Source organism: uncultured Adlercreutzia sp. (assembly GCF_958431955.1).
GTDB lineage: Bacteria > Actinomycetota > Coriobacteriia > Coriobacteriales > Eggerthellaceae > Adlercreutzia.
This window is the reverse complement of record NZ_CAUASN010000006.1, coordinates 73,011-94,886: the sequence shown is the minus strand read 5'-3', so window position 1 is coordinate 94,886 and position 21,876 is coordinate 73,011. Positions and strand designations below refer to the sequence as shown.

Here is a 21,876-nt window from a genome sequence, read left to right as displayed (position 1 = left end):
GGAAGGAGAACTCCGTGGGCCTCGGAGGCATCAAGCTGGCCGATTACGCCGATCCGCGTGCCGTGTCGCGGGGCGTGGGCATTGCCGCCAGCGCGAAGTCCATCGTGGGGCGTACGGTGCGCCGCGACGAGGACGTGACGGTGATCTCCGCCCGTGTGGCCTCGGCCTCGGGCATCGCCGACTACTTTGACGCCTCGGTGATGTTCGGCGACTACGAGTCGCGTATCGTGGACTACGAGTGCACCTGCCCGGCCATCGCCCGCTTCGATGGCCTGTGCAAGCATTGCGTGGCCCTGGTGACCGCCTACTTTGCGCAGCCCCGCAGCTTCGAGGACGCGGCCTGCGCGCGCCCTGCGGCTCCCGTGGCGCGTCGCACGAGCGAGGCCCTCGGCCGGCTCTTGGAGGCGGGGAAGGACGACGCGACCGGTGCAGTTGCGCTCGCCCTCGGACGACCCGGCGCGGAGGGCGTGGCCCTGGGTGTGGCGCCCGGCAGCGTGCGCCTGGACGTGCAGCTCATCTACGACGGGCGCCTCTGGTCGCTGCACCTGGCGGTAGCCGGCGCGCGCGGTACCTACCAGGTGCGCGACATCGAGGCCTTCGCGCACCACGTGCAACACGGCGAGTTCCACGCCTACGGCAAGAAGCTCGCCTTCGCTCATCGCCTGGAGGCGTTCGACGAGCCGTCTCGGGCCGTGGCCCGGGTGGTGGCCGGTCTGTTCCCCGACGAGCGGTTGTTCGGCGGCTCCACGTTCCGCACCGCCGGTGCCGGCAAGCGCGAGGCCCGGGTGCGCGAGGCCGAGGTGGTGGCCCTGCTGGATGCCCTCGGCGAGGGTTCCTTCTCACTGGTGCGCCGTGCCGGAAGTGCCGGTGCGGCCGACGACGCCGCGCCCGAGCCGTGGCGCGTGGGCGCCGACGCGCCGCTTGCGGCCCTTCTGTTTGACGCTGTCGAAGGCGGCTACGAGCTGCACTTGTCCGAATCCGCGCTGGTGGTGCGGGGCCTGGAGCGGGCCTACGTGCTGGCCGACGGCGTGGCGGCGCGCGTGGAGGGCGCCGAGGCGGCGGCTTTCGCCTTTCTGCGGGAGGCGGGGCTGGCCGACGGCGGTGCGGCCTTCGTGGCCGAGGGCGACGGGGCGGCCTTCTGCCGTCAGGCGCTGCCGGTGCTGGAGGCTGCGGTGGACGTGCGCCTGCCCGAGCCGTGGGAGGCTCTGCGGCCGGTGGCCGGCACGCTCGCCTTCTACTTCGACAAGACGGGGAAGAAGGAGGCGGCGCTCATCCGCCTGACGGTGAAGGCGTTCTACGGCGAGCGCGAGGTGGTGCTGGCGAGCCCGGCCGACTCGGGCGAGGAGCCCGAGCTGCGTCCCGCCTCCCAGCAGCCCTTCCGCGATCAGGCGCTGGAGGATGCGGCCGTCATGCTGGCCGCCCAGTTCTTCGACGGCTCCATGACGCTGCCGCTGCGCCAGGCCGACCTGGCCGGCGAGCTGCTCTACGGGGGACTCGCGCAGTTTCGCGCCGCAGGCGAGGTGTTCACCACCCCGGCCTTCGACCGGCTCGTGGACGAGCGGCCGCCGCGGGTGCAGCTGGGCCTCTCGCTGGCGGCGAACCTCATCCAGATGGACGTGCGCGAGAGCGACGTTTCCCGCGACGAGCTGGCGGCGATGTTCTCCGCGCTGCGCCGCCGCAAGCGCTTTCACCGCATGAGCGACGGGCGCATCGTGGCGCTTTCCGAGGGCGACATCGCGCGCCTTGGCGAGATGATGCGCGATTTGGGCGTGTCGGCCAACGAGCTTCTGGACGGCTCGGCGCAGATTCCCACCTACCAGGCGTTCTACCTGGATCGGGAATACGCCGACGCGGTGCGCGACGCGACCTTCGAGGACTACCTGCGCCGGGTGGAGGAGCCGGCGCGTGCCGTGGAGCCCCCCGCGGGCCTGGCCGCCACGCTGCGCCCCTACCAACTGGAGGGGTTCCGCTGGCTTGCACGGCTCGCCTCCCTCGGCTTCGGCGGCATCCTCGCCGACGAGATGGGCCTCGGCAAGACGCTCCAGACCATCGCGCTTTTGCAGAGCCTGCGGGACGCGGGGCAGCTGACAGGCCCGGTGCTTATCGCCTGCCCCGCCTCCCTCGTGTTCAACTGGCTGGACGAGTTCGCCCGCTTCGCGCCCGCCATGCCCGTGGCGGCCCTGGAGGGCACCCGGTACCAGCGCGAGATGCTCGTGGCCCAGGCGGCTGCGGAAGGGGAGGGGCGCGTGATCGGGCGCGGCGCGCAGGCGGCTCGCGACGGCGCCTCGGTGGGCGCGCCGGCCGTTATCGTGGCCTCCTACGATCGCGTGCGCATCGACGCGCCCTTCCTGCACCCGGTCGGCTGGGGCATGGTGGTGCTCGACGAGGCCCAGCGCATCAAGAACCACGCCACCAAGACGACCCGCGCGGTGAAGCGGCTGCGCGCGCCGCTGCGTTTCGCGCTCACGGGCACGCCCATCGAGAACCGCCTCTCGGAGTTGTGGAGCATCTTCGACTTCCTCATGCCGGGGCTCCTCGGCAGCTACGAGCGCTTCCGCGAGCGCTACGAGCTGGGCATCCTGGGCGAGGACGAGAAGGCGGCCGCTCGCCTGCGGGCGCTCGTGGAGCCGTTTCTGCTGCGCCGGCGCAAGGCCGACGTGCTCACCGACTTGCCGCCGAAGACGGAGCTGGTGCGCTACGTGCCCCTAAGCGCCGAGCAGCGGCGGCTCTACGACGGGGCCGAGCAGCGTCTGCGCGAGGACTTGAACGCCCAGAAGCGCCAGAACGCCTCGCGGGCGAACCGGCGCGGACATCTGGCCGAAGCCGAGAAGAGCTCGGTGGAGGTGCTCGCCGAACTCACGCGCCTGCGGCAGATCGCGCTGGACCCGGCCCTCGTGTTCGAGAACTATCGGGGCGGAGCCGAGAAGCTCGGCGCCATCATGGAGCTGGTGGCCGAGGCTCAGGAGGCCGATCGCAAGGTGCTCGTGTTCTCCCAGTTCACCAGCTATCTCTCGGTGCTGGCCGACGAACTTGACCGGCGGGGGCTTTCGCACTTCACCATCACCGGCGCCACGCCCAAGCGCGAGCGGGTGGAGCTGGTGAAGCGCTTCAACGAGGACGACACACCGGTGTTTCTCGTGTCGCTGAAGGCCGGCGGCACGGGGCTCAACCTCACGGGCGCCTCGGTGGTGGTGCACGCCGACCCGTGGTGGAACGCCGCAGCCACCGACCAGGCCACCGACCGAGCCCACCGCATCGGCCAGGAACGCGAGGTGGACGTGTACAAGGTGGTGGCGAAGGGCACCATCGAGGAGCGCATCGTGGCGCTGCAAGAGGCTAAGCGCGACCTGGCGGACTCCGTGGTAGCTGCCACCGGCGCCGATGCCCTGGAGGGCCTCACCCGCGACCGCCTCGCCGAGCTTTTAGGCTGCGACGAGTAGGGGGCTGATGCGCCCTCTCGTGCTGCGCCCCGCCGCGCCGCCCTGCCCGAGGCTCGCGTGCCCGGTGCCCCGCCGCCTGGCGCGCTGCGCCGTCCGCTCCCGCCCATGAAAAAAGGGGAGGGCGACGTGCCCTCCCCGGAATTCCGCATGGTGCTCTTGGATCGAGACTACTTCCGCTCGTCTTTCTCCACCATGGCGTTCATGGCGGCGCGCTCCTTGTCGGCGAGCTTCTCCTCGGCCACGTCCAGCGCGCGCTTGTCGTGCTTGGCATTCGCGATGGCCAACACCGCGCCCGACAGGGCGAACAGCGCGATGGCGTTGGGGATGACCATGAGCTGGTTGAACATGTCGGCCATCTCCCACACCAGGTCGTTGGAGAGCAGCGAGCCCAGGAAGATGAACACGAGCGCGATCACGGTGAAGGGCAGCACGGCCTTCTTGCCGAAGAGCCACTCCACATTCAGCTTCGCGAACAGGTTCCACGACAGAATCGTCGAGAAGGCGAAGAACAGAAGGCAGATGGCCACGAACCAAGCGCCCACACCCTCGCCGAAGAACTGCCCGAAGGCCAGCTGGGCGATGTTGGTCTTGGTGACGGTCTCGGCGGTGAGGCTCGCGTAGTCGCCGGTGGCGAGCAGGCCGTCGCCCACGTACAGGGTGGACAGCACCACGAGCGCAGTCATGGTGACCACCACGATGGTGTCCACGAACACGCCGATCATGGCCACCACGCCCTGCTCGTGCGGGTCGCGCACCTCGGCGAGCGCGTGGGCGTGCGGGGTGGAGCCCATGCCGGCCTCGTTGGAGAACAGGCCGCGCTTGGCGCCCTGGCTGATAGCGGCGATGATGCCGAAAGTGGCGCCGCCCACGGTGGCGGCGGGGTTGAAGGCACACTCGAAGATGAGCGCGAAGGTGGCCGGGATGTTCGCCGCGTTCATGATGAGCACGACAAGCGAGCCGAGCACGTAGAGGATGGCCATGATGGGCACGATCTTCTCGGTGACGGCGGCCAGGCGGGACACGCCGCCGATGAACACGATGCCGGCCAGAATGACCACGGCCAGGCCGATGACCCAGGTAGGAATGCCGAAGGCGGTGTTCATGGTCTCAGCGATGGAGTTCGACTGCACCATGCAGCCCATGAAGCCGAGCGCCAAGATGATGGCCACGGCGAAGAACCCGGCGAGGAACTTGCCGCCCGCGCCCTTGAAGGCGGTGGTGATGTAGTACACCGGGCCGCCGTGCACGGTGCCGTCCTCGTCCACAACGCGGGTCTTCTGCGCCATGACAGCCTCGGCGTAGTTGGTGGCCATGCCCAGAAGCGCGATGATCCACATCCAGAAGATGGCGCCCGGGCCGCCCACGATGATGGCGCCGCATGCGCCCACGATGTTGCCCGTGCCCACCTGGGCCGCGATGGCGGTGGACAGCGCCTGGAACGAGGTCATGCCGCCGCCCTGGTTGCCGCCGCGCAGGCTGAAGTCGCCGAACACGCGCCGCCAGCCCTCGCCGAAGCAGCGGAACTGGATGGCCTTGGTGCGCACGGTGAACCAGATGCCCATGCCGAGCAGCAGGATGATGAGGATGTAGTTGGAAAGATAGTTGTTGATGGTGGTAACGATACCAAGCAGTGCCTCTTCCACGGCGTTCCCTTCTTCTCGCGAGAAAACTCGGGGGAACTTATGCGTGGCCGGCCGAAAAGGTCGCGTCATCGCTCTGTCCGTTTGCCTGAGAGATTCGGCGCCCGCGAACGGGGCCTTGCACCTTCGGCACTCACTTAAGAGTTCTCCAGAGTTTTCTCCGCCTCCGGTTTGCCCGGCGCACCGCGCATCCCGAAGACATCACAGAAATATTGACTCGGCCATTATGCCCCCGTGCAGACGGGCAATCAACAACAATTCCGCTCAGTGATTGTTTTCTACGCGAACGGAGCGTGCCGTGCGCCCGGACGGCCCATGCGAGCGCCGACGGGGAAGTGCAAAGCGGGGCCAGGATCTCCTGGCCCCGCGCAGGGGAGGGCTTTGCTGCGTCTCGTCTAGGAGATCTGCCCAAGGATATGGCGCACGGCGTGGCGGCCGAAGGTGATGGTACGGCCGTTAGCGTTGCCGATGAACAACTCGGGGTAGGAGCCGGCGTACATGCTGCCAGAGCAGTTGCCGACGGCGTACAGGCCGGGGATGGGCTTACGCTCGTCAGCTGATAGCACGCGACCGTGTTCGTCGATCTGCAGACCGTCGATGGTGCACAGCACGTGGCCGCCGAAGTAGGCGCCGCAGAAGGGGGGCGTGGTCAGGGCCAGCATGTCCTTCGGCTCCTTGCCGAAGTCCAAATCCTCGCCGCTCTCACACAGCTCGTTGTAGCGCGCCACAGTGGCCTTCAGGGCGTCGGCGGGCATCTTCAGCTTCTCGGCCAGCTCTTCGAGGGTATCGGCCTGCTGGATGATTCCCATCTCCATATTCTGGGCAATCATGCCGTCGTTGGCCTCGAAGGTGAGGCCCAGGCCGGTGGGCATGCCGTCGGGCGTCTTCGACTCTGAGGGCATGATGCGCGAACAGCCGATAGTATGGAACGCTTTGATGTGGTCGCGGTAGTTTGCGTCCCAGATGGTGGCAATCTTGCTGTTCGGGTGATGTGTGGCCACGAGCAGCGGATAGTCGTAGGGCACGCTCTCGCAGCAGACGCGCTCGCCGTCCATGTTCACGCGCAGGAATGGCTGATCGCCCATCCAGCAAGAGTTGCCCTCGTAAGGGTAGCCCAGCGGCGTGTCGGGAGCCACGGCCGCTCGCGAGAAGGTCATGAGCGTGGGCACTGGGTCCTTCGCGCCGCCGGCCCAGATGCCGGCTTTGATGCCATCGCCGTTGCAGCCCATCTGCACCATAGACACGCCGCCGATCTGCGCTGAATGAGGGTTCAGCTCGGCGAGCAGCTCGGGGTCGGCCTCGTAGCCTCCCGTGGCGAGAATGACGCCCTTCGAGACGTTGATCTGTACATAGCCTCTGTCGTTCTTCACGATAGCGCCTGTCACGGCACCGCTCTCGTCCTGCACGAGCTGCACCAGCTCATGCAGGTAGCGAACATCAGCACCCCAATCGTTTACGGCGCGCTCGAGCAGGTAGGTGCCAATGGTGGGAAGCGCCTGCATCATAGCTGCCGGATCGGGATTTCCCGCGGTCTTCTCCTCGGCCTCGGCCATCTGCTCGGGAGTATAGTCGTACACGTAGCCGTGCTCGACGGGGTACATCGGATAGCAGCCGTGGTAGTCTCCACCGGTATCGGTCTCGAAGAACGGGTGCACGCCGTAGTCGGCCAGAGCGTCGGTCATCCAATCGAAGGTCTCGCCGCTTTCGTAAACCCAGGTGCGGGCCACGCGGGGGTTGCACAGGCCGTTCGTGTAGCGCGTGATCTCGTTGAGTACCGCCATCTTGTCAACCTTCACGCCATAGCGCTCGTCATCGCGCGCTCCGACGATACCGATGTTCGACTTGATGGAGCCGGCCGCGCCGCCCTTCTCGATGGTGATGACATTCGCACCCGCCTCGGCAGCCACGGCGGTGGCCATGATGCCGCCCGCGCCGCATCCGCAGATGAGCAGCTCGCACTCCTCGGTGTCGACGAGGTCGAAACTGTCGAGAGGCGCCGGCTCGCCGTACCAGGCGTCGCCTGTGGCGGCGAGGGCCTCCTCAGCGGCGGACTCGCTGGCGCCAGATGCGCCCGGGGCGCAGCCGACGGCGGTTCCGGCAGCTGCGACGGCTCCCGCGAGAAGGCCGCCTTTGATGAATGTCCTACGATCCATGATCTCCCCTTCCTGTTGTCTTGAATGGTAGGCGCCTGAGGGAAAGCATGGCGCCTGGTGAATCACGCTAGCGCCACAACGTCCGTCACGCATCCCCGGATAGGTGCCATCGCCTATCCCTAAAAAGTGCTATTTTGGGAAAACGCCAGGTCACGGTAATGGACAAGGAAGGGCGCAGAGGAAATGCCGTGATAAAATGGGCCGAGGGAGGCGGTGAGGTGCCGCAGTATGTTCGCAGGTGGGAGGGCGCGAAAGCATGGCGATATATGCGGCGAGGAAATTCGCATCGACGAGCTTGATGCTCGCGGGGCCGCTGGCGTTCGTCCAGACTCTTCTGTTTCGCCCGCGCATGCTCACTCCCTATATGTCGGGCGAGGAGCTCGTTGTTCCCATGGAGTTGCAAACGCTTGCGGCGGTTGTGATATTCGCGGTGGCGTGCGTTCTCTCCGGTCGTCTTGCACAGTACCCACGGCCCATGCTTGTGGTGCTGTGGGGCATCGTAATGCCTGTGGCGAGCGCGGCGCTGGTCGTGTCCGTGCATTCGTTGTGGGCTCCCGTGGTGGTGGCCGCTCTGCTGGCGGCATCATGCGGCGTCATGCTGCGCACGACCCTTGCCTGGCATTCACTCGGTCGCGAGGCTACCCTGGGAGATTACGCTCTCAGCGCTATCGTAAGCCTCGGAGCTTCGTCGCTTTTGGTGCACGGGGGCTATATGGTGTCGGCTACCGATGCGGACGGTACCGTTGTGCTCGCGGTTATCGTGGCGCTCTCGGGCGTGGTGGCGGCAGCAGCGTTGGCGGGCGACGGGGACGACGCCGCGTCTGCTTCGGTTTTAGCCGAGGAGGGCTACGACCACCATCCTGCGGCATCGCCAGGGGCGGGGCGCGATTGGCTTGAGGCTGCCCGCGCCGCTTTACCTGCAGCTCCTGCGGGGCTTATCTGCTCTCTAAGCCTCGGCACGTCCCTGGTCGATCCTTCCGTGGAGGAGGCGGTGCGCTCGTCAGCTCCGTTCGCGGTCGGCGCGCTGCTCGCCATGGGATTCCTCGCGGCTCTGGCTTGGCGATGGACCGTCCGTTCAGAAGAGCAGGCGGGAGAGGTCATCCTGTTCATGACAGTTCCCTGCGCGCTGGGCGTGCTCGTGTCGATTGTGCTGTCCGCAGCGCCGTTCTTAGTGGTCTATGCAGTTGTCGTTTGCTCGAACCTGCTGTTTTTGGCACTGCTCTGGATCGATATGCTCTATCTTTCGGAGCGTCGGTTCGCTGGTTCATCAGCGTTGCCCGTTGTGGGCCTTGTGGCGTTGCTCACGGTATTCTGCATGGGAATGCTCGCGGCGCATCTTGTGCCGCCTGCGACCTATCGACTGGTGGCTCCCTGCGCCACGCTCGCCTATCTCATGTACCTGGTGTTCTACTTCCAGAGAGAACAGGCTCTTCCCGCACGAGCCATTCGCGATGCGTTTCTTGTCGAGGGAGGCTGGGGCAGCGATGGGTTGCCGCGCTCCTTCGCCGAGCTGCGTGCCGAGGCATGCGCGGCCATGGCTGCCGACTTCGTCCTATCGCCGAAGGAGGGGGAGGTTCTTCCGCTGCTGGTAACGGGGCTTTCCGCTGCGGCCATCGGCAAGCAGCTGTTCATTTCCCACGAGACAGTGAAGACCCACAAGTACCATATCTATCAGAAGTGCGGCGTGCATAACTTCGAGGAGATGCTGGCCCTGTTCGAGCGCTATGCCGATAAGCCGACGGCTCCGTCGGGGGAGCGGCGTGTTTCCCGATGAGCCGATTTCGTTTTGAGAAGTGCGACGCCGATGACGCACGCGCCGTCCTTTCGTGCTACTGTTGGGACAACGCAATAATTTATGGGAGGAGAACTATGATATCGGAGGCGGAGGCAGGTGTGCTCCATGAGCTCTACCAGGAATGCCGTGCTCTTTTCAGCTATGTGCCCACTGCCGAGATGATGGCGCAAGCCCAAAGTCAGGAGGAGGCGGCCTTCTACATGGCTGTGTCCGATTTCTTCCTCCAGCAGCGGCAAGCTCAGCTGGTGAAGGAGGGCGTGTTCTGACGCCGCGGACCGCGTCTCGGCCGCCTAGGGCGCTGCCTCCGTACGATGTAGCCGTATCTTTCCCCGCACCGCCTCGCGCTAGGTGGCTGCGAGCTCGATGCTGATTCCAACTCCGGCTTCCAGCAACGCCCCGTGAAAAATGAGGAAAGCGTCTGCGAAGCTTGACTGGTGTAAACGCGATTGTTTGCAACGGGAAGATGCAAACTTGATGTCGCGAATTCTGAGCCATATTGAGGCTTTCAATATCGCGAATTTTGCACAGAAGAAGATCGTCCTGCATCCTCAGCAGCTTGCTCGGGAAGGAGAGTGGGAATACTTGCCTCTCTACATGGCGTTCTGCTTGTAGCCTGTCGCTCCTCCCTTATCCTGTCAAATCTTCCACGAAGCCGATGCGGTGGAAAACTTGGAAAAGCGGCCCTGCCGCAGCGGGGAGGAAGCTGCGGCAGGGCTAGAGGGAGGGGCTATCTCAACTACAGGGGATAACTTACAGCTGGCCAGCGGCGTGTTTCACGGCGTGGCGACCGAAGGTGACGGTGCGACCGCATGCGCAGCCGACGAGGTATTCAGGGTAGTTGCCTGAGAACAAGCTTCCCGAGCAGTCTCCCGCAGCGTAGAGGCCCTCGATGATGTTGCTGGCCTCGTCAAGCACCTGCATGTCCTCGTTGATGCACAGCCCGTCGACGGTCGCCAAGAGCGTGCCGCCATACCAGCAGCCGTAGAAGGGAGGGGTCTTGAGGCTGCTCAGGCGGAACGCCTCCTTGCCGAAGTCCTCATCGAACTGGTTGTCGTAGAAGGTGTTGTAGCGGTCGACTTCCTCGATGAAGGCGCTTTTCGCGTTGTCGGTGAAGCCAAGGCCGTCAGCGAGTTCCTCGATGGTGTCAGCCTTGACGACGAATCCGCGCTCCAGCTCATCGGCAAAGGCCTCGTCGATGGGCGCGCCTCCCATGAAGGGCATGAGCGCGCCCTTCGAGCAGCCTACCGTGGAGAAGCGGTTCATATCCTCTACGGCGTTGGCGTCGAAAATTTGGCACCAAACGCCGCCGGGCTGCTGGGCCGCGGCGTGGCAGATGAAGTCGTAGGGGGTGGATTCGTTCGCGAATCGCCGACCGTGACGAGACACCTTCATGAAAGGCTGGCTGCCCATGCCGAACTGGCCGATGCCACCGTAGGTGCTTTGGAAGCAGGCATCGTCGTCATCGCTCTCGTAGCCGGCATCGGTGCCGGGGAGGACAGCGCCGCGGTCGAAGATCATGGGTGCGCACTCGGCGTCCATCTTCGCGCCGGCCCACAGGCCCGCCTTGATGCCGCTGCCGTCGTTGCCAGGCATGAATCCGTCGGCGGTGACGCATTGCGTGATGATGGGCGCGAGGCTGCGAACCATGGCGCGGTTGGCGGGGTAGCCGCCGGTGGCGAGGATGGTGTTGGCGGCGTTGACCTGCGTGTATCCGTTGTCGGTTGCGAAGATGGCACCGGTTACGGGGCCGCTCTCCTCGCGGAGAAGCTTCACGAGTTCGTGACCGAAGCTGACCTCGTGGCCCTTGGCGTTGATGTAGGCCTCCAGCACGCTGTTGCGGTCGTCTGCATCCATGGAGTACATGTGCTGGATCGGCGGGACGTAGTAGTCCGTGCCGCCGGTGGCGTGGTCGTAGCCGACGGTGTCGAGTTCCGCCTCGGCTCCCATAATGCCGTCGAGCCAGTCGATCATCTCGGCGCTCTCGCGGATCCAGGTCCGCCAAACACGCTGGTTGCATTTGAACGAGGCGTAGCGGGCCAATTCGTTGAGCAGCTTGCCCTCGTCAACCTCGATGGAGGCAGCGTCGTGGTACTTCGTGTTGACGGCGCCGATCCACATGCGCGCGCCTTGCACAGCGCCCGACTTCTCACAGAGCATGAAGTCGAGACCGAGATCGGCGGCTGTAGCCGCGGCGGCGAGGCCCGCATTGCCGGCGCCGATGATGAGCAGGTCGACGGTTTTGGTCTCAGCGATCTCGTCGATCTGGGGTTCGGCGCCCAGCCAGTCCTCTGCGACGGCTTGCCCCGTATCAGATAGATCGCTTTCTGCCGAAGTGCTTCCCGTTGAGGGTGCGCAGCCGGCGAGCCCGGCTCCGATAGTGCCGGCTCCCATCATGAGCCCCAGTCCGACGAAGCCGCGGCGCGAAATAGCGTCGTTGGTCATCCTCCGCTCCTTTCCTTGAGGACGTTTCGTCCTTGCTTCAAGTGCATTGTCTGGTTGCGCCGCCTGATTGCGGCACTGCTCAGAGCCTAGCGGGTCGTGCAGCTTCGGTCTTCGCCCTCGGTTCATGAAATTCACGGCTATTTCCTTCACCTTAGGGGGGTGAAATTCGGAAAAATGCCTGGTGGCGTTTGACGGCGTGATGCGAAAGAGGCGCTTCGCCTGGTAAGATGAGCAAGGTTTTCGGGAGGTGTGGAAAGTGGAGACAAGAAAAGAGGAAGGACCGCCGAGCGAAGGGGAGGCTTTCCCGCGTCGTGTCGATTGGACGACCGCCGTCTGCTTTCTTATCTGCGTGTTCGGGATGCAGATGCTTGCCCGTCTCTGCGTGGTGTCCTTCGATGCGGGGGCTCTGGCGTGGCGTATCGCAACGGTCTTGATGGGCATCGTGGCCCTTGGCGTTTTGGCTTTTGCGATTCACGATCATCTCGATTTGCTGGCGCGCCGGTCGTGGCGCATCGCTGCCCCGATTGCCGGAGCGGTGGGCTTCCTTGCCGTTCTCGTGGGGCTGAGTGCTGCGGGAATCGGCGTGGCGTGGGCGTTCGTCCAAACGGCTTTATCTGCCGCGAAGCTCGATCGCAGACGGCGCACGGTGAGCTTGCTTACCGGCTTCGCGGGCTACCTCATCGTGTCCTCGGCCGTTCCCGCTGCATCCGATTCCCCCTGGTGCCTCGTGCTGTGCGCGCTGGGGCTGGGGTGCGTGAGCCGCTTGCTTGCGGACCGTGTTGCGGGGGAGCTGCGGTCCTTCACGTGCTCTGCCGCGCCGAGCGATTTGGCGGCGACGAATCCCGGTTCGTTCCTTCCGTTCTCCAACAAGCTGTTCGTCATGATCTTGTTGTTCGCGTGCATGAGCGGCTATGGGCATGTTGCCTGGTCTCTGGCGGCCCCGCTCTCAGCTCGACTCGTGCCCCTGACGTGCCTTGCGGCGACGGTGGCCATAGGGGTCCTTGTTGCGGTCGTCTCCCGCGGGAAACCCGATGTCGATGACTTCTACTATGCGGCGCTCCTCTCCTCGATCGTGGGCTTTGCTTTCGTGACGATGCCGGCCCAAGACGTCCTGGCGGATTCGGTGGGCCATGCAGCGCTGGCGGTTATGTTCAGTGGCTCGAACTTGTTCATGCTCTTTGTGTGGCTGCTGTTCTTCGAGCTCTCGTCCCGCAACGTGTGGGCGGCGCCGTCTCTCGTCTTGTTCGGCGTGGCGGCCTTCGAGATCGGTGTATTTGCCGACTCCCTGATATGGACCGTTGCCATCGAGTTGGAGCAGATGGGGCTGTACTGGGACAACCTGATAGCTGTGGCGTTCTTCTGCTGCTTTGTCGTCTACGCCATTCTCTTCCTGCGCGGGTATAGCTTCGAGGACGTCATTTCGAGCATTCGTCCGGTGGAATTGCCTGTGGCGAAGGAAGAGGGCACGCTCGACGAGGTATGCGCCGCCATGATCGAGCGTTTCGGGCTCACCCCGCGCGAGAGCGACATCTTCCCGCTGCTCGCCCGGGGAAGGAACAGCCGCTTTATCGAGAGCGCGCTGGTTGTTTCAAGGAACACCGTCAAGACGCATACGCGCAATATCTACCGCAAGCTCGGCGTACACTCTCAACAGCAGCTCATTGATGCCGTGGAACAAGAGCAGGATGCTCCCGAGACGTCCGAATGATCTCATTTCCAAGCGGTAGCGTGGCGGCTACCCCGCGTTGTTCTTCTTTATTATTGCGATAACGCAATAAGTTACAGGAGCAGAATCATGCTGTTGGAGGCGGAGAAGGTCTTTGAGCCTCGTCTGCCGATTCGATGCGATCGATGAGTTCCTGCCGACCGCCGGTGATGTCCATTTTGGCGTAGATGTGCCGCACGTGGGTCTGGGCGGTGCTTTTGGCGATGAACAGCTCGTCACATATGTAGGGAATGCTGCGGCCGCGCAGCAGCAACTCGACGACTTCCGTTTCGCGCGGCGACAGGTTGTAGAGGATTGCGGCTTGGGCGATGCGGTCGGCAGAGGTGTCGCTGTCGTGTTCGGCGCTGTCCTTCTCGGCGGCTGCGCCGTCCATGACGAAGGGGATGCCGCCCATTTCCGCGGTCTCTTGGGCGAACCGCGCCCCGTCGGTCATGCTCCATGCCAGTACGACGAGGAGGAAAAGCGAGAGGATGCTGATCGTGGCAGCATAGCTGAAGGCCTCATGGGGGAGCGAGTAGAGAACTTGGCAGGCAGTCTCGCCGATAAGGAAGCCGACGAAGATGAGGAAGAGGCCGAAGCCGTAGGTGGGTATGGGGACGCTATGCCGATGCTGGCAGATATTTCCCATGACGATCCAGAAGTACACGAGGAAGCAGCCGAAGCCAGCGAAGGAGATGGCCATGCAGAGGAGAGCGCCGCGCTCGTCAACGAAGGGAAGAAGCAGGAAGCCCAGGGCGGCGAAAATAATGACGGGGCGGTAGGCGACCGTCGGACTCTCGCGGCGCACCCGCCGAACCATATAAAGGGTGAGCGCTGTCTCGAGAACGAGAAAGAGCGCGACGTTGATCATGCCGGGAACAGGCGAGGCCATCCAGGCGTGCTCGATATCGGGGAGGACGTGGCCGGCAAGAACGAACAGGGTTCCGAAGACGAGAGCGCCGGCGGAAAGCTCGGGGCCGAAAAGGCGCAGCGGGGTGGCAGCGCACGGCACGGCAGCTGAGGAGATCGCATCGGGGGGATTGATCTGCGCGGCGAGAAGAGGGGAAGCTACGAGGAGGGCGAGGGCGGCACCGAGGTTTGCGGGGGAGGGGATCATGGCGACAAGCAGGTAGAGGACCGCGCCGGCGAAGGCCGTGGCCACCGTTCCCACGACGCGCTTGCGAAGTCGGATCGAGGCGAAGGGCGGTACCCAGCCTAAGACGAGGGCCGCCAGACCGCCCCCTGTGCAGAGGGCTGCTATGACGGTAATGGCTATCGTGTCGGAGCTATGGTGAAGGACGACGCCTGCGAAGGAGAGCGCCGCTCCCGCGACGAGAAGCGGTAGGTGGGGCAGCGCCCGTCCTGCCTTGAGGATCCTGGGGTTGCTCGTGATGGCTGCCGCCCCGAAAGCAACGGCGGCGCCGATTGCAACGCAAGGTCGCCAACTCGGCCCGCTGACTGTGAGGGTGGGGGAGACGGAGAGAACGGGAGATACGGCGACAAGAAGCACCCACGCGGCGGCGCAGCCTGCTCCGGCTGCAAGCCGTATATCGCAGCTTTCCTGAAAATTGTCCCACCATCGGGCGAACATGCGCACCACCTCCGCCGCCATAGTGTCATAGAGGGGCTTTTCCCGTCAATCATCACTTTTTACCGATGGCGCTGAACTGGGAATACTCGTTTTATGCCGATAGACAGGCCCTGTGCGGAACGGGCATCATGGGCGCTGTCAGTCAACCAAAAGGAGGGATCGCATGACTACGGAGAACATGAAGATGAGCCGCCGCGGCTTCCTGGGCCTGGGGGCTGCTGCCACCGCTGCCGCTGCCGCGGCGGGCCTTGCGGGCTGCGCGCCCCAGACCATGGCCGAGACGGGCTCGTCGGAACCGGAGGGCTATACCTGGGAGATCGCGCCCGAGCCCATCGAGGCTGTCGATAGCACCGAGGAGGCCGACGTGGTGGTCATCGGCGGCGGCATGGCCGGCTTCTCGGCGGCTTGCTCAGCGGCCGAGAAGGGCGCGAAGGTGGTGCTGTTGGAGAAGACGGGAGCGGGCCAATTCCGCGGCATCGATTACGGCGCCATCGGCGGCAAGATACAGCTTGAGGCCGGTATCGATCTGCGCGAGCGCAAGCAGGATGTGCTGCAGGAGGTGCTTCGCTGGGGCGACCACCGCGGCGATTACCGCGTGGTGCAGGCATGGGTCGACCACTCGGCCGAGGCGCTCGACTGGGCTGCTGACATGCTCACGGACCACGGTATCGCCATCGCCCCCATGCCCCTGGAGATGCAGGTGATTCCCGATGCCTGGTACGAGCACTTCGCCACCGACGCGTTCCAGATCATTCCCACCGAGGATCTTATCGCCGAAGGAAGCGAGGCGGGCTACGAGCCGCCCTTCGCCATCGGCTGGGCCAAGGCCTTCACGGCCTATGCTGTCGAGCTGGGCGTGGACGTGCGGTTCAATGCCGAGGCCAAGCAGCTGGTGCAGGGCGAAGACGGCGCGGTGGCCGGCGTCATCTTCGAGGACAAATCCGGCGTGACCCGCGTCGATGCCAAGGGCGTCGTGCTTGCCACCGGCGGCTACGGTGCCGACGAGGAGATGATGGACGCGTTCGTACCCGGACACGAGGAGGACGTGCACAACATCTCGACGCCGCCGCACAACACCGGCGACGGCATTCGCATGGGCGCTTGGGTAGGCGGCGCCATCGACGAGGCGCCCCACTGCCCGATGTACTTCGACGAGGGTGTTGAGGGCCTGGAGCACATGCCCTCCATTCCGCTGACGCGTCAGCCGTGGCTCTACCTGAACGATCTGGGCGAGCGCTTCTGCAACGAGGACATGCCCTACGCCTTCGTGTGCCGTGCCCACAACGCGCAGCCCCGCCACATGAAGTGGGTGTTCTGGGACAGCAAGTGGGAGACCGACGGCCCGGCTATGGGCATGGTGGTCTGCAAGGACTTCCGCTCGCCTCTGCACAATCCCGAGCAGATCCAGCAGTTCATCGAGGAGGGCGCCATCATCTCGGCCGACACCATCGACGAGCTTTTGGCCAAGATGGAGGGCATCGATGTGGAAACGGCCAAGGCGTCCATCGAGCGCTACAACGAGCTGTGCGCCGCCGGCGTGGACGAGGACTTCGGCAAGCGCAAGCAGTGCCTGAGCTCGCTCACCGAGCCCCCCTTCTACGGCGTGCACTCCGGCACGACGCTGCTGGTGACCATGGGCGGTCTGAAGATCAACGAGAGCCAGCAGGTTCTCAACGCCGAGGCCCGCCCCATCGAGGGGCTGTGGGCGGCTGGCAACTGCTCTGGCAGCTTCTTCTTCGGCGATTATCCCATTACCATCTCGGGCGCCAGCCACGGCCGTGCCTGCACGGGCGGCCGCCGGGCCGGCCAGTTCGCCGCCGACCGCGCCCTGGGAGCCTAGCCTTTCGGCGCGATGCGCGTTTTCGCCCTCCCCTCGGGCCCTCGCCTCGGCGAGGGCCTTCTGCGTTGCAGAGATATTTGCCGGTGGCACAGCGCCGGCGAAAGGCGAGGGCGCCGCTTCTGCGGGCGCTATTCCGCCAAATCTTCCACGAAGCCGACGCGGTAGTTCTTGAAGATGACCTCGCCTTCCTCCTGGGTGGCGTCCAGGTCCACATCGGCCTCGATACGGAAGTCGCCGTCGCCGTCCTCGTCGAGGAAGATCTGGCGCACGTGCCAGAGGTGCGCGTCCTGCTCCGGCCCCTCGTCGATGGTCAGGTAGGCCGCGCTTCGCGCGTCGCCGTCGATGCGAATCTCGTTGTGCTCGGCGAAGTAGTCGTCCAGGGCCGCATCCCAAGTACGCTCAGTAAAGCCCCAGTCCTCGTCCAAGCTGCCCAGCTCGCGGGTGCGGTCGAGCGATGCCAGGCGCACGCGGGCGAAGAGCGCGTTTCTCACCATGACTTCCATGCCGTGGCGGTCGGCCACCACGGCGTCGGCGGCCTGCGGGGGCGCGCCGGCCTCGGGCAGCTCGCCGGCGCTCTCCCAGGCGTCCACGAGCGACGAGTCGGTGGTGCGCACCATGAAGCCAAGCCAGGCGATGATGTCGCGCAGCCGGTCGTCCAGCACATCGGGCGGCAGGGTGCGCACGAGCACGCGGAAGGCGTCGGACAGGTAGCGCAGCAGCGTCCCCTCCGATTTCGCGATGCCGTAGCGGCCGATGTAGGTCTTGAAGTCGCTCGCCGTCTCCACCATGTCGCGCAGCACGCTCTTGGGCAAAAGCTCGTAGTCGCGGGCCCACGGCACGCCCTGGCAGTACAGCTCGAAGGCGTGGTCGAGCAGCTCTTCCAGGGGCTTCGGGTAGGTGATCTCGGCCAGGCGCTCGATGCGCTCCTCGTACTCCACGCCGTCGGCCTTCATGGCGGCCATGGCCGCGTCGCGTGCCTTGCGCTCCTGGGCCCGCAGCACCTTGCCCGGGTTCTCCAGCGTGGCCTCCACGAGCGAGATGACGTCCAGGGCGTAGTCGGGGCTCTCCGGGTCCAGCAAATCGAGCGCCGCCAGCAGAAACGGCGAGAGCGGCTGGTCGAGCGCGAAGTCCTCGGGCAGCTCAACCGTGAGCTCGTAGGAGGGGTTGCCCGCCTCGTCCTGGCCGCGCACCACCACGCCGGCCTCCAGAAGCGTGTGGAAGATCTCGTCGGCCCGCGCGTTCAGCCTGATCTTCTCCTCGGGGGTTTGGGCCGAGTCGGCGATGAGCTGATGCACGTTGGCCCAGGCATCGCCCCCGCGGCTCACCACCGACAGCACCATGGAATGTGTGATGCGCATGCGGGGGTTCAGCTTCTCGGGCGGCTTCTCGATGAGGTGCTCGAAGGTCTGCTTGTTCCAGCTGACGAAGCCCTCGGGCGGCTGCTTCTTCTTCACGCGGCGCTGCTTCTTCGGATCGTCGCCCGCTTTCAACAGGGCCTTGTGGTTCTCGATCTCGTGCTCGGGGGCGAGCGCCACCACCAGGCCCTCGGTGTCGAAGCCGGACCGTCCCGCACGGCCCACGATCTGGTGGAACTCGCGCGAGCGCAGACGGCGCATCTTCTGCCCGTCGAATTTGGTGAGCTGGGTGAGCACCACCGTGTGGATGGGCACGTTGATGCCCACGCCCAGCGTGTCGGTGCCGCAGATGACCGGCAGCAGCCCCTGCTGGGCCAGACGCTCCACCAGCAGGCGGTAGCGCGGCAGCATGCCCGCGTGGTGCACGCCCACGCCCGCGGCGAGCAGCCGCTGGAGGATCTTGCCGAAGGGCGTGGTGAACTTCGTGCCCTTCATGGCGGCCTTCACCGCCTCGCGCTGCTCCTTGTCGGCCACGCCGTAGCTCGCGAGCGCGCGGGCGTTCTTGAGCGCCTCGTCCTGGGAGAAGTGCACGATGTACATGGGCGCCTCGCCGGCCCGCAGGCCCAGCTCCACCGTGGCCTCCAGGGTCTCGAAGGTGTAGTCGTAGGACAGCGGCACAGGCCGCGGCGCGTCCACGATGCGGTCCACGGGGCGCCCGGTGCGCTCCTCCAGCGCGTCGGCGATGTCGCTCACGTCGCCCAGCGTGGCGCTCATGAGCAGGAACTGGGCGCGCGGCAGGGTGAGCAGCGGCACCTGCCAGGCCCAGCCGCGGTCGGGGTCGGCGTAGAAGTGGAACTCGTCCATCACCACGCAGCCCACCTTCGACGTCGGCCCCTCGCGCAGCGCCTGGTTCGCAAGGATTTCCGCCGTGCAGCAGATGACCGGCGCCTCGGTGTTGATGGTGCTGTCACCGGTGATCATGCCCACGTTCTCGCGCCCGAGCACATCCACCATGTCGAAGAACTTCTCGGATACGAGCGCCTTGATGGGGGCCGTGTAGTAGGCCGTGCGCCCCGTGGCCACGGCCATGAAGCACAGGCCGAGCGCCACCATGGACTTGCCCGAGCCCGTGGGGGTGCCCAGTATCACCGAGTCGCCCACGGCCAGGTCCATGAGCGCGTCTTCCTGATGGGGCCACAGCTCAAGCCCGCGGGATTCCACCCATTCCAGGAACACCTCCAGGGCCTCGTCGGGGGTGAGCACGTCGCCCTCGCCCGTTTCCGACCAGGGCAGAAGCCAGCCGAGCGAGCCGGGCTCGAAGGGGTCGACCGGCGCGCCGGCGCCTTCCCCGTCGCGCGCTGCCTCGGCGGCGAAGTCGTCGGGAGTCTCGTAGGTGCCTTCTTCGGCGGCAAGTGCAGTGGGGTCGGTCATGGGGGATCCGTTCTGGAGGGGGCGTGTCCGATTGCATCCCTTCTATTATAGGGAAGCTCCGCGCGGGGAAGATGACGCATCGGCAGCGGTTGTTGTGGTGTAGTATAGGCCTCCGTGGTTTCAATGGCGAAGAAAGCGGAGTTCGACGTGAAAAAGGGAAATGTGGCGGCGCTGCTGCCAATCGGCGTGTTCCTCGTGCTGTACCTGGGGCTCGGTGTCCTGTTCGAGTACGGCATGGGCATCTCCATGGGCTTCTACAACATTCCCATCGTGGTGATCTTCTTGGTGGCGCTGCTCGTGGCGTGCTTCCAGAACCGGAAGCTGCCCTTCGACGATAAGCTCGTCATCATGGGCCGCGGCATCGGCGACAAGACCATCGTCACCATGATCCTCATCTTCATGACCGCCGGCGTGTTCGTGGGCACCGTGGGGCGCGACTCGGCCGAGTCGGTGGCCTATCTCATGCTGTCGATCATCCCCGCGGAGTTCTCGGTGGCGGTGCTGTTCGTGGTCAGCTGCTTCGTGTCCATCTCCATGGGCACGTCGGTGGGCACCATCACGCTCATCACGCCCATCGCCGTGGCGGTGTCGGCGGCCTCGGGCTTCTCCATGCCGCTGTGTGTGGCCTCGGTCATGGGCGGTGCCATGTTCGGCGACAACCTGTCGTTCATCTCCGACACCACCATCGCCGCCTGCCAGGGCCAGGGCTGCCAGATGAAGGACAAGTTCCGCGAGAACTTCCGCATCGCCTTGCCCGCTGCCATCGTGACGCTCGTGGTCATCCTCATGCTGTCGCTCGGCTCCGACATCTCGGGCACGGTGCACAACGACTACAACCTCGTCGAGCTCATTCCGTATCTCATCGTGCTTATCGGCGGCATCTGCGGCATCAACGTGTTCATCGTGCTGCTTTTGGGCATTCTGTCTGGCTCCATCATCGTGGTGGCCGAGGGCGCGGTGGCGGCTACCGACCTGTTGGGGAACATGGGCACCGGCGCTGCCGGCATGTTCGAGACCACCATGGTGGCCGTGCTTGTGAGCGCCATCTGCGCGCTCATCCGCGAGAACGGCGGGTTTGTGGCCCTGCTCAACGGCATCAAGCGCGTGTTCAAGGGGCGCAAGGGCGGCCAGCTGGGCATGGGGCTGCTCGTGGGCGCCATGGACATCGCCACGGCCAACAACACCGTGGCCATCGTGATGGCGAACCCCATCGCGCACGAGATGGCCGAGACCTACGACATCTCGCGCCGCAAGACCGCCTCCATCCTGGACACGTTCTCCTGCGTGTTCCAGGGCGTCATCCCCTACGGCGCCCAGATGCTCGTGGCCATCTCGGCCTGCGCGGAGCTCGGTTTTTCCGTATCGGCCTTCCAGATCATGCCGTTTCTGTTCTACCCGTTCTTCCTGCTGGCAAGCTCGCTCGTGTTCATCTTCCTGGTGCCCGACGATCGCGGCTACGAGCCCGATCATACGGCCTTCGAGGGCGTGCCGGTGGAGGAATAGGAAAGAGCAGCTTGCCGCCTACCACTGCGTGAGGGGGAAGGCGCGTTCGAGGGCGACTTCCTCGGCATCGATGCGGAAGTCGGCCTGCCACAGCTCCACGCCGGCCTCGCGCACCTCGTCCACGCACGCGAGCACCTCGTCGTAGGTGGTGCCGTGGTAGAAGCGGAAGCCGTCGTTCTCGTAGTAGAGGCAGTACAGCACCACGGCCCGCTCGTTGCGCTCAAGGGACGCGGCCAGCTCGCGCAGGTGGCGCAGGGCGCGCTCGGTGGAGTTGAAGGGGACTTCGGGCAGGCGCGGAACGTAGGGCGGCACGGCGGTCTGAATCTGCACGAGGGGCGTCTTCACTTCCAAATACAGGCTGTCGTTCACGAGGAAGTCGAGGCGCGAGGAGCCGAGGGGCACCTCGCGGCGCACCTCGGCCACCGGCCCCGTGATGGTCTTGAGCGCGCCTTCGCGCAGGAAGTGCTCCACGTAGCGGTTCGAGGCGTTCTGGTTGATGCCGATCCACTGCTTCTCGGCCGCGTCGGGCTGCTGGAGCGAGAAGGCCTCCACCGTGAGCGGCATCTTGCGCTTGGGGTTGCGGGAGTCGGACACGAGGCAGGGGCGTCCCGTCAGATCCAGCCCGCCGATGCGCGAGACTGCCGGGCAATGGCAGCGCGCGCAGTCCCCGTCGCCGAAGGCCACATCCATAATGAAGCGGTTCGGCCGCGCCAGGATGATTCCCTCCCGCAGGGGCTCGGGGAAGGGGAGCGGGACGGGGGCGTCGTGCGGGGCGGTCATGGGTATCCTTGCGAGTTGAAAACGAAATTTTGGACAAAAAGGCGTCGAGTGAGCTTCTTGCCGCCCAATTATGGACGCAGTGGGCTGCAAAAGAGGGGGTTCGATCGGTTTTGACAAGGATTTGTGACGAAAACAGCGCCTGAGTGCGGGCGACCGAGCTCACTCGACGCCTTTTTGTCCAATATTTGCCCGAGTGCTCCA

Annotated in this window: 12 protein-coding genes and 1 riboswitch; of the genes, 6 read left to right on the top strand and 6 right to left on the bottom strand. The window is 65.2% G+C overall.

Translation table 11 applies throughout. The features are described 5' to 3' along the window. Nucleotides 1–14 precede the first annotated feature (14 nt). Complete coding sequence (locus Q5064_RS03465; RefSeq protein ID WP_302962317.1) at nucleotides 15–3,440, top strand: SNF2-related protein; 3,426 nt, start codon at nucleotides 15–17, stop codon at nucleotides 3,438–3,440. 167 nt (nucleotides 3,441–3,607) lie between these two features. Here Q5064_RS03465 and Q5064_RS03460 read toward each other — a convergent pair whose 3' ends face one another. Both Q5064_RS03460 and Q5064_RS03455 read right to left on the bottom strand, forming a co-directional pair. Beyond that, nucleotides 3,608–5,083, bottom strand: a complete 1,476-nt coding sequence (locus Q5064_RS03460; protein ID WP_302962316.1) for a sodium:alanine symporter family protein — start codon at nucleotides 5,081–5,083, stop codon at nucleotides 3,608–3,610. Nucleotides 5,084–5,146: 63 nt separating this feature from the next. Continuing rightward, nucleotides 5,147–5,242, bottom strand: a riboswitch (glycine riboswitch). A gap of 233 nt (nucleotides 5,243–5,475) precedes the next feature. Beyond that, entirely contained in the window at nucleotides 5,476–7,233 is a 1,758-nt protein-coding gene (locus Q5064_RS03455) for an FAD-binding protein (RefSeq protein WP_302962315.1), read from the bottom strand. Nucleotides 7,234–7,624: 391 nt separating this feature from the next. On the opposite strand from Q5064_RS03455, the gene Q5064_RS03450 reads away from it, so the two are divergent. Beyond that, on the top strand, nucleotides 7,625–9,007 hold the full coding sequence (locus tag Q5064_RS03450) for a helix-turn-helix transcriptional regulator (protein ID WP_302962314.1): 1,383 nt from the start codon (nucleotides 7,625–7,627) through the stop codon (nucleotides 9,005–9,007). A 95-nt stretch (nucleotides 9,008–9,102) separates the two neighbouring features. Further along, a complete protein-coding gene (locus Q5064_RS03445) occupies nucleotides 9,103–9,294 on the top strand; it encodes a hypothetical protein (RefSeq protein WP_302962313.1) in 192 nt (63 codons plus the stop codon). A gap of 484 nt (nucleotides 9,295–9,778) precedes the next feature. On the opposite strand, the gene Q5064_RS03440 is transcribed toward Q5064_RS03445, so the two are convergent. Then, complete coding sequence (locus Q5064_RS03440) at nucleotides 9,779–11,470, bottom strand: FAD-binding protein (protein ID WP_302962312.1); 1,692 nt, start codon at nucleotides 11,468–11,470, stop codon at nucleotides 9,779–9,781. 247 nt (nucleotides 11,471–11,717) lie between these two features. Here Q5064_RS03440 and Q5064_RS03435 point away from each other — a divergent pair, with 247 nt between their 5' ends. Then, nucleotides 11,718–13,178 (top strand): helix-turn-helix transcriptional regulator, encoded by a 1,461-nt coding sequence (locus Q5064_RS03435; protein WP_302962311.1) that lies wholly within the window; start codon nucleotides 11,718–11,720, stop codon nucleotides 13,176–13,178. Between the two features lie 85 nt (nucleotides 13,179–13,263). On the opposite strand, the gene Q5064_RS03430 is transcribed toward Q5064_RS03435, so the two are convergent. After that, nucleotides 13,264–14,787 (bottom strand): response regulator transcription factor, encoded by a 1,524-nt coding sequence (locus tag Q5064_RS03430; protein WP_302962310.1) that lies wholly within the window; start codon nucleotides 14,785–14,787, stop codon nucleotides 13,264–13,266. A 142-nt stretch (nucleotides 14,788–14,929) separates the two neighbouring features. Between Q5064_RS03430 and Q5064_RS03425 the strand changes: the two genes are divergently transcribed. Further along, nucleotides 14,930–16,606, top strand: a complete 1,677-nt coding sequence (locus Q5064_RS03425) for an FAD-dependent oxidoreductase (protein ID WP_302962309.1) — start codon at nucleotides 14,930–14,932, stop codon at nucleotides 16,604–16,606. Between the two features lie 128 nt (nucleotides 16,607–16,734). Here the strand turns inward: Q5064_RS03425 and Q5064_RS03420 are convergent, their stop codons facing one another. Then, nucleotides 16,735–19,392: an RNA helicase gene (locus Q5064_RS03420; RefSeq protein WP_302962308.1), complete on the bottom strand. Its 2,658-nt coding sequence runs from the start codon at nucleotides 19,390–19,392 to the stop codon at nucleotides 16,735–16,737. Nucleotides 19,393–19,539: 147 nt separating this feature from the next. On the opposite strand from Q5064_RS03420, the gene Q5064_RS03415 reads away from it, so the two are divergent. Beyond that, nucleotides 19,540–20,895: a Na+/H+ antiporter NhaC family protein gene (locus tag Q5064_RS03415; RefSeq protein WP_302962307.1), complete on the top strand. Its 1,356-nt coding sequence runs from the start codon at nucleotides 19,540–19,542 to the stop codon at nucleotides 20,893–20,895. Nucleotides 20,896–20,913: 18 nt separating this feature from the next. On the opposite strand, the gene Q5064_RS03410 is transcribed toward Q5064_RS03415, so the two are convergent. After that, nucleotides 20,914–21,675 carry a DNA/RNA nuclease SfsA gene (locus tag Q5064_RS03410; protein ID WP_302962306.1) on the bottom strand — a complete coding sequence of 254 codons (762 nt, stop codon included), beginning with the start codon at nucleotides 21,673–21,675 and terminating at the stop codon, nucleotides 20,914–20,916. Nucleotides 21,676–21,876 lie beyond the last annotated feature (201 nt).

Excerpts from the sequence above, each read along its gene's own strand:
- Q5064_RS03425 (WP_302962309.1), top strand. The coding sequence starts at position 14,930 with ATGACTACGGAGAACATGAAGATGAGCCGCCGCGGCTTCCTGGGCCTG.
- Q5064_RS03455 (WP_302962315.1), bottom strand. The coding sequence starts at position 7,233 with ATGGATCGTAGGACATTCATCAAAGGCGGCCTTCTCGCGGGAGCCGTC.
- Q5064_RS03420 (WP_302962308.1), bottom strand. The coding sequence starts at position 19,392 with ATGACCGACCCCACTGCACTTGCCGCCGAAGAAGGCACCTACGAGACT.
- Q5064_RS03445 (WP_302962313.1), top strand. The coding sequence starts at position 9,103 with ATGATATCGGAGGCGGAGGCAGGTGTGCTCCATGAGCTCTACCAGGAA.
- Q5064_RS03410 (WP_302962306.1), bottom strand. The coding sequence starts at position 21,675 with ATGACCGCCCCGCACGACGCCCCCGTCCCGCTCCCCTTCCCCGAGCCC.
- Q5064_RS03430 (WP_302962310.1), bottom strand. The coding sequence starts at position 14,787 with ATGGCGGCGGAGGTGGTGCGCATGTTCGCCCGATGGTGGGACAATTTT.
- Q5064_RS03450 (WP_302962314.1), top strand. The coding sequence starts at position 7,625 with ATGGAGTTGCAAACGCTTGCGGCGGTTGTGATATTCGCGGTGGCGTGC.
- Q5064_RS03440 (WP_302962312.1), bottom strand. The coding sequence starts at position 11,470 with ATGACCAACGACGCTATTTCGCGCCGCGGCTTCGTCGGACTGGGGCTC.